The following is a 7,038-nucleotide window of genomic DNA, read 5'->3' as shown; positions in this document are numbered from 1 at the left end:
AAATTTTATTATCCCCAGTTAAAATAATGCTACTGATTCCTAGTTGTTTTAATTTTTCAAGAGATGATTTTGCTTCTGGTTTAAGGGTATCGGATAATGCGATAAAACCCTGTGCTTCTTGTTCCATTAATAAAACTGCGATTGTTTTTCCTTGCTCTTGATAACTTTTTATAAGTGAATTTTGTTTTGAATTTAATGAATTTAATTCATTTGCATAAATTGGAGAACAAATGATTGTTAATTTATTCTCAATGAGAGCGCTCGCCCCTTTTCCAGATAAATTTTTAGCATTTTGTACTTCATTTAATATTATTTTTCTTTCATTCACTTCATTAAGTATGGCAATGGCAAGAGGATGAGTCGACTTTGATTCCACCATTCCAGCAAATTTTAACAACGTTTCTTCATTTTTTTCAAAGGAAATAACATCTGTTACCTTTAGCCTTCCATGAGTTATTGTGCCTGTTTTATCAAAAGCAATTGTTTTAATTTTTCCCAAGGATTCTAATGCAGAAGCATTTTTTATAAGAATTCCCAATTTTGTTGCAGCTGTAATAGCAGAAGCAATTGCAGATGGGGTAGAAATAACAAGTGCGCATGGGCAACCAATGAGAAGTATGGTAAGACCACGGTAAATCCAATCTACCCAAGGCATTTGAAAAAATAGGGGAGGAATGATTGCAGTGAATAGACCTATTAAAAGAATGATAGGCGTGTAGATTCTGCTAAAACTTTCAATGCTTCTCATGACTCTCGATTTTGAGCTTTGAGCTTCTTCAACCATTTTGAGCATTCTGGTAATAGCATTATTATTTCCAGGTAGAGTTGCTTTAACAATAATATTTCCATCCGTATTTATCGAGCCCGCAACAACTTTATCACCTTCTTTTTTATGAACAGGTAAGGATTCTCCCGTTAAGAGAGCTTCATCTATGTTTGCTGTTCCTTTAAAAATTTCACCATCTATAGCTAGACGTTCCCCAGGTTTTATTTCTATATGATCACCAATTTTTATCTCTGAAGATTTTATTTGTTTCGTTAATCCATCTTTTGTAACAAGGAGAGAGGTATCTGGGAGTAAGGAAGCTAAGGATTGAATTCCTTTTTTAGCGCGTCTTGAAGTGTATCCTTCTATTGTTTCACCTAGCATAAAAAGAATAATGACAGCAGCTGCTTCTTCGGAGGCACCAATAAATATCGCGCCAATTGCAGAAATACTCATTAAGGTCTCTACACTAAAAACATATCCTACTTTCATCATGGTCCATGATTTTTTAAGGATTGGTAAAAGAGCGACTAAAGTAACAATTGCAAAAGAAATAAGACCGATATTTTTTGAAAAATATTCAATTAACCAAGAAAAAGCAAAAGCAATACCTAAAAAAACAATAGGAAGCCAATTAGTGGAATCATGATTATGATTGTGACTATGGTCATGATTGTGCTCATGAGTGTGATTCTGATTTGTATTATGGTTATGCTCTTTTTCGGAAGTGTTTTTATGTGGCTTTGTTTTTTTAAAATAGTTTGATTTTTTGTTACTATTAGAGGTAACAAATTCTTTTTTTAATTTATCTTTAATCCTTAAATGAGTTTTTTCAGTATTAAACTTCATTGGTTCTGGTATTTCTGTTAATTCAAAACCAAGGTTTTTAATTCCTTTTTCAACTTTATCTTTTGTGTCGTTATTATTATAAAAATTTAAGGTAAATAACGAAGTGGCAAAGTTAATTTTTGCCTGATTTACCCCAGAAATTTTTTTGCAAAAAATTTCAATTTTATTTGCACAGCTAGGACAATCCATCCCTTTAATACTATATTTTTTTGTAATTAATTCATTAGGTTTCATGTTAGCCTCTTCTAAACTGCAAAAAAGTTGCAAAAGTTTTGACAAACAAAATCAACTTGATTATTCTATTATAGGGTAGGGGGGGTATACTATGTCAAGCGCTAAAAAAATCAAATCAAAACATATAATTACAAATAAAGAAAAACTTATTTCAAGAGTTAAAAAAATAAAAGGACAATTAGAAGGTGTAGAAAAGTCTTTGGAAAATGATCAAGATTGTAAAAAAATTCTTCATATCATTTCTTCTATAAGAGGAGCCTTAGGGGGCTTAATGGCTGAGGTAATGGAAAGCCATATTTTAAATCATATGGAAGAAGATAAAGAAACATTAACAGAGAAAGAAATTAAAAGAGCCCAAGAGTTAGTAGAATCCCTTAAGGTATTTATAAAATGACATTTTCACATTAAAAAATGAAGATATTTTTTAAATTTTTTTGAATTGGCTTGACAGCCAATAATTAGATTGTTATGTTTTTCACTTAGGCGATTAAACCACAGAGGACTTATGAAAAATATTGCTTTTCTTCTAAAAAATTCAAATATGAACTCCACTAAAAAACTAAATATTTCCTCTATCATCAACGTCCTCATTGTTATTCTAGTCATTATTAAACCCGAGGGCGATTTTTAGGTTATTACCAAATAATAACAAACTAAAAAACCCTCCGCGCATCTGAGCCCGGGGGGGGGGGGGTTAGTTCCAAAAGAAGAGATAAAAAATGAAAAAATACAATGGTGCATCCGTGCTATTGAAGTCGTTACTTTGTCAAAATGTAGAAATTATTTTTGGATATCCTGGTGGAGCAATCATGCCAATATATGATGCTCTCTATGATTTTTCCGATTCTTTAAGACATATTTTGACAAGACATGAACAAGGAGCTGTTCATGCAGCAGAAGGTTACGCTAGAGTAACAGGAAAAACGGGAGTTTGTTTTGCAACATCCGGGCCAGGAGCTACCAATTTATTAACAGGTATTGCTGATGCTATGCTAGATTCTGTACCATTAGTATGTATAACAGGACAAGTATCAAGTCATTTATTAGGAACGGATGCATTTCAAGAAGCAAATATTATTTCATTAACAACTTCAATAACAAAATGGAATTTTCAAATTACAAAAGCAAATGAAATTCCTTATGCCGTCGCAAAAGCATTTTTTATTGCAAAAAATGGAAGACCAGGGCCTGTATTATTAGATATTACGAAAGATGCGCAATTTGAATTTATGGAATATGTAGAAGAAAGTTTTTTATTTGAAAAAAATAAAAAGTGGCATCAATTCTTAAATGGCAATGATATAAAAGAAGCAGCTAAATTAATCCATCAATCTAAAAGACCTTATTTATTAGTTGGGCATGGAGTAAGTATTGCTAATGCTGAAAAAGAATTACTCGAATTTGCTGAAAAAACAAATATTCCCGTAGCATGTACCTTGTTAGGTTTATCCGCATTTCCATGTGATCATCCTTTATATGTAGGCATGCTTGGAATGCATGGTAATTATGGTGCAAATATATTAACAAATGAAGCTGATTTAATCATAGCAATAGGAATGAGATTTGATGATAGGGTTACAGGTGATTTAAATACCTATGCAAAACAGGCAAAAATAATTCATATTGAAATTGATCCAACAGAGATAAACAAAAATGTCTTTTGTGATGTTCCTTTAGTAGGTGATGCGAAAAATATTTTAAGTTTACTAATACCAGAGGTTCAAAGTAATAAACATGATTTATGGTTACAAGAATTTAATAAATGTTACCAAAAAGAATATCATTCTATTATTAAAAATGAATTTTATCCAAAAGAGAATCAAAATTTAAAAATGGCACAAGTGATCCATTGTCTTTCAGAATTGACAAATGGAAATGCAATCATTGTTACGGATGTTGGCCAACATCAAATGTCAGCTGCAAGATATTATAAATTTAAAACAAAAAATTCACTTATAACATCAGGTGGTCTAGGAACAATGGGATTTGCGTTGCCTGCTGCAATTGGTGCTAAATTTGGTGCAAAAGACAGAGAGGTTATAGCTATTATTGGTGATGGTGGCTTTCAAATGAATATCCAGGAGCTTGGAGTTATTATGCAGGAAAATATTCCTGTTAAAATAATAATTTTAAATAATAGTTTTCTTGGAATGGTAAGACAATGGCAGGAATTATTTTTTGAAAATCGAATTTCTTTTACTCATATGCAAAATCCAGATTTCATTCAAATTGTAAAAGGGTATGGAATAAAAGCGAAAAAAGCTGTCAATAAAGAACAATTAGAAGAATATATAAGTGAAATGATTTTATCAAAAGATTCTTATTTTTTAGAAGTAGTTGTTGAAAAAGAAGAAAATATATTTCCAATGATACCGTCTGGTGCTGGTGTCAGCGATGTTCGTTTATCTTAGGGAGAAATATTATGAGATCGGTATATGAAATATCTTTAATAACAGAAAATACCTTAGAAATTTTTCAAAGAGTTGCTATAGTTTTTTCTCGAAATCGAGTCATGATCCAAAAATTAAATTTTCAAACCTATAATAAATCTCAAAACTCAAATATTAAAATTGAGATTTTTTCTGATGAAATTAAAGTAAATCGAATATTAAAACAATTGCAAAAAATTATTGAATTATTAGATATTCAAGTTGTAAATCCAAATCATTTTCAAAATATCTCTCATCATAAGGAAGTTTATTTATGTCAAAATTAAAATTTGCGTATACAGAAGAAACAGTTGTAACAAGAGAAGAGTTTCCATTGCAAAAAGCAAAAGAAGTATTAAAAAATGAAGTGATAGCAGTTATTGGGTATGGAGTTCAAGGTCCTGCACAAGCTTTAAATTTAAAAGATAATGGATTTCATGTTATTGTTGGACAAAGAAAAAACTCAGCTTCATGGGATAAAGCAGTAAAAGAGGGATGGGAACCAAATAAAAATCTTTTTTCAATAGAAGAAGCTTGTCAAAAAGGAACTTTTATTTGTTACCTTTTATCTGATGCCGCACAAATGCAAATGTGGTCAACGGTGAGAGAGTTTCTTACACCAGGAAAAACTCTTTGTTTTTCTCATGGTTTTTCTGTTACTTATTCAGATAAAACAGGTGTTGTGCCTCCACCTCATGTTGATGTTGTTTTAGTAGCTCCTAAAGGTTCTGGAAGAAGTGTGCGCAAATTATTTGAGCAAGGAAAAGGAATTAATTCCAGTTATGCAATTGAACAAGACTATACAAAAAAAGCAGAAGAAAAAACTCTTGCCTTTGGAATTGGTGTCGGTTCTGGTTACTTATTTCAAACAAATTTTAAACATGAAGTTTATAGCGATTTATTTGGTGAACGTGGTGTATTAATGGGAGCTTTAGCTGGAATTATTTCCGCTCAATACGAAGTTCTAAGAGAAAATGGGCATTCACCAAGTGAAGCGTTTAACGAAACAGTCGAGGAACTTACTCAAAGTTTAGTTCCTTTAATTTCTGAAAATGGAATGGACTGGATGTTTAAAAATTGCTCAACTACAGCACAACGTGGTGCTTTAGATTGGATGCCAAAGTTTAAAAAAGCAACTCTACCTGTTTTTCATTCTTTATATAAAAGTGTTTCTACAGGTGAAGAGGCAAGAATTGTAATTTCATCTAATAGTCGAGAAGATTATAGAGAAAAATTAGAAGCTGAACTTCAAAAATTACATAATGAAGAAATTTGGCAAGTAGGACAAACAGTTCGAAAACTTCGTCCTTAAATTTTAAATTAAATATATTTTATTATGGAAAAAGAAATGGGTATGAAACTAAATAAATATAGCTCCCGAATCACAGAACCTGCTTCTCAAGGTGCATCACAAGCGATGCTTTACGGAACTGGTTTAACAGAAAACGATTTAAGTAAACCACAAATTGGGATTGTGAGCATGTGGTATGAAGGTAACACCTGTAACATGCATTTATTGGATTTGTCTGAAAAAGTGAAAGAAGGAGTAACGGAGTCGGGTTTAGTTGGCATGCGTTTTAATACCATAGGTGTCAGTGATGGGATTTCTATGGGTACAGACGGAATGAGTTTTTCATTGCAATCAAGAGATCTTATTGCGGATTCTATTGAAACTGTCGTTTCCGCTCAATGGTATGATGGGTGTATTGCCATTCCAGGATGTGATAAAAATATGCCCGGATGTTTAATTGCTTTAGGGAGATTAAATCGTCCTGGATTGATTGTTTATGGAGGAACAATTAATCCAGGAGTCATTGATAATAAAAAAATTGATATTGTCTCTGCCTTTCAATGTTACGGAGAATTTCTCGCTGGAAAAATAAATGATCAAGAAAGAAAATCCATATTAAAAAAAGCATGTCCCGGAGCAGGTGCATGTGGAGGAATGTATACTGCAAACACAATGGCAAGTGCCATTGAAGCTTTAGGTATGAGTTTACCATATAGCTCTTCTACTCCAGCAAAAGATCAATTAAAGTTACAAGAATGTTTTCAAAGTGGATTCGCTATGCGCAATTTACTTGAAAAAGATATAAAGCCAAAAGATATAATGACACGTAATGCATTTGAAAACGCGATGGTTTTAATTACTGTTTTGGGTGGATCTACAAATGCCGTGTTGCATTTACTTGCCGTTGCAAGATCGGTTGATGTTCCTTTAAGCCTTGATGATTTTCAAATGATTAGTAATAAAGTACCATTACTTGCAGATTTTAAACCAAGTGGAAAATATACTATGGCAGATCTGCAAGAATATGGAGGCATTCCTGCGGTAATGAAAATGTTATTAGAGAATGGCTTATTACATGGAGATTGTTTAACCGTTACAGGTGAGACTATTGCTGAAAATCTGAAAAAAGTACCCTCTCTACATCCTGAACAAAAAATTATTTATCCTTTAAACTCTCCTCTTAAAAAAACAGGTCATTTACAAATTTTAAAGGGGAATTTAGCTCCAGAAGGATCTGTTGCTAAGGTAACAGGAAAAGAGGGGCTATTTTTTCGAGGGCCAGCTAGGACATTCAATTCAGAAGAAGAAATGCTAAAAGCCTTAGAAAATAATAAAATTTTTAAAGGTGATGTTGTTGTGATTCGTTATGAAGGACCTAAAGGAGGTCCAGGAATGCCAGAAATGTTAAGTCCAACTTCGGCATTAATGGGAGCGGGGTTTGGAAATGATGTTGCTTTAATTACAGATGG

The 7,038-nt window shown here is 32.3% G+C and carries 6 protein-coding genes; 5 read left to right on the top strand and 1 reads right to left on the bottom strand.

Annotated elements, in window-relative coordinates:
• Positions 1-1,849, bottom strand: a 1,849-nt coding sequence (locus ACIQ56_RS12885; RefSeq protein WP_397601463.1) for a heavy metal translocating P-type ATPase, incomplete at its 3' end; no start/stop codon positions are given.
• Positions 1,850-1,940: 91 nt separating this feature from the next.
• On the opposite strand from ACIQ56_RS12885, the gene ACIQ56_RS12880 reads away from it, so the two are divergent.
• From ACIQ56_RS12880 to ilvD, 5 genes are all read left to right on the top strand, one after another.
• Positions 1,941-2,243, top strand: coding sequence for a metal/formaldehyde-sensitive transcriptional repressor (locus ACIQ56_RS12880; RefSeq protein ID WP_397601462.1), 303 nt, complete (start codon positions 1,941-1,943; stop codon positions 2,241-2,243).
• A 325-nt stretch (positions 2,244-2,568) separates the two neighbouring features.
• A complete protein-coding gene (gene ilvB / locus ACIQ56_RS12875; protein ID WP_397601461.1) occupies positions 2,569-4,260 on the top strand; it encodes a biosynthetic-type acetolactate synthase large subunit in 1,692 nt (563 codons plus the stop codon).
• A gap of 11 nt (positions 4,261-4,271) precedes the next feature.
• Positions 4,272-4,565 carry an ACT domain-containing protein gene (locus tag ACIQ56_RS12870; protein ID WP_397601460.1) on the top strand — a complete coding sequence of 98 codons (294 nt, stop codon included), beginning with the start codon at positions 4,272-4,274 and terminating at the stop codon, positions 4,563-4,565.
• Complete coding sequence (ilvC, locus tag ACIQ56_RS12865; RefSeq protein ID WP_397601459.1) at positions 4,553-5,590, top strand: ketol-acid reductoisomerase; 1,038 nt, start codon at positions 4,553-4,555, stop codon at positions 5,588-5,590. The genes ACIQ56_RS12870 and ilvC overlap by 13 nt, the downstream gene beginning before the upstream one ends.
• 36 nt (positions 5,591-5,626) lie before the next feature.
• On the top strand, positions 5,627-7,038 hold a 1,412-nt coding region (gene ilvD, locus ACIQ56_RS12860), incomplete at its 3' end, for a dihydroxy-acid dehydratase (protein ID WP_397601458.1).

This window comes from Silvanigrella sp. (assembly GCF_044369315.1).
In the GTDB taxonomy this organism is placed as follows: domain Bacteria; phylum Bdellovibrionota_B; class Oligoflexia; order Silvanigrellales; family Silvanigrellaceae; genus Silvanigrella.
Note: the sequence above shows the minus strand (reverse complement) of the source record. Positions and strands in the feature narration are given on the sequence as shown.

Coding starts and splice junctions, on each gene's coding strand:
- ACIQ56_RS12870 (WP_397601460.1), top strand. CDS start 4,272: ATGAGATCGGTATATGAAATATCTTTAATAACAGAAAATACCTTAGAA.
- ilvC (WP_397601459.1), top strand. CDS start 4,553: ATGTCAAAATTAAAATTTGCGTATACAGAAGAAACAGTTGTAACAAGA.
- ilvB (WP_397601461.1), top strand. CDS start 2,569: ATGAAAAAATACAATGGTGCATCCGTGCTATTGAAGTCGTTACTTTGT.
- ACIQ56_RS12880 (WP_397601462.1), top strand. CDS start 1,941: ATGTCAAGCGCTAAAAAAATCAAATCAAAACATATAATTACAAATAAA.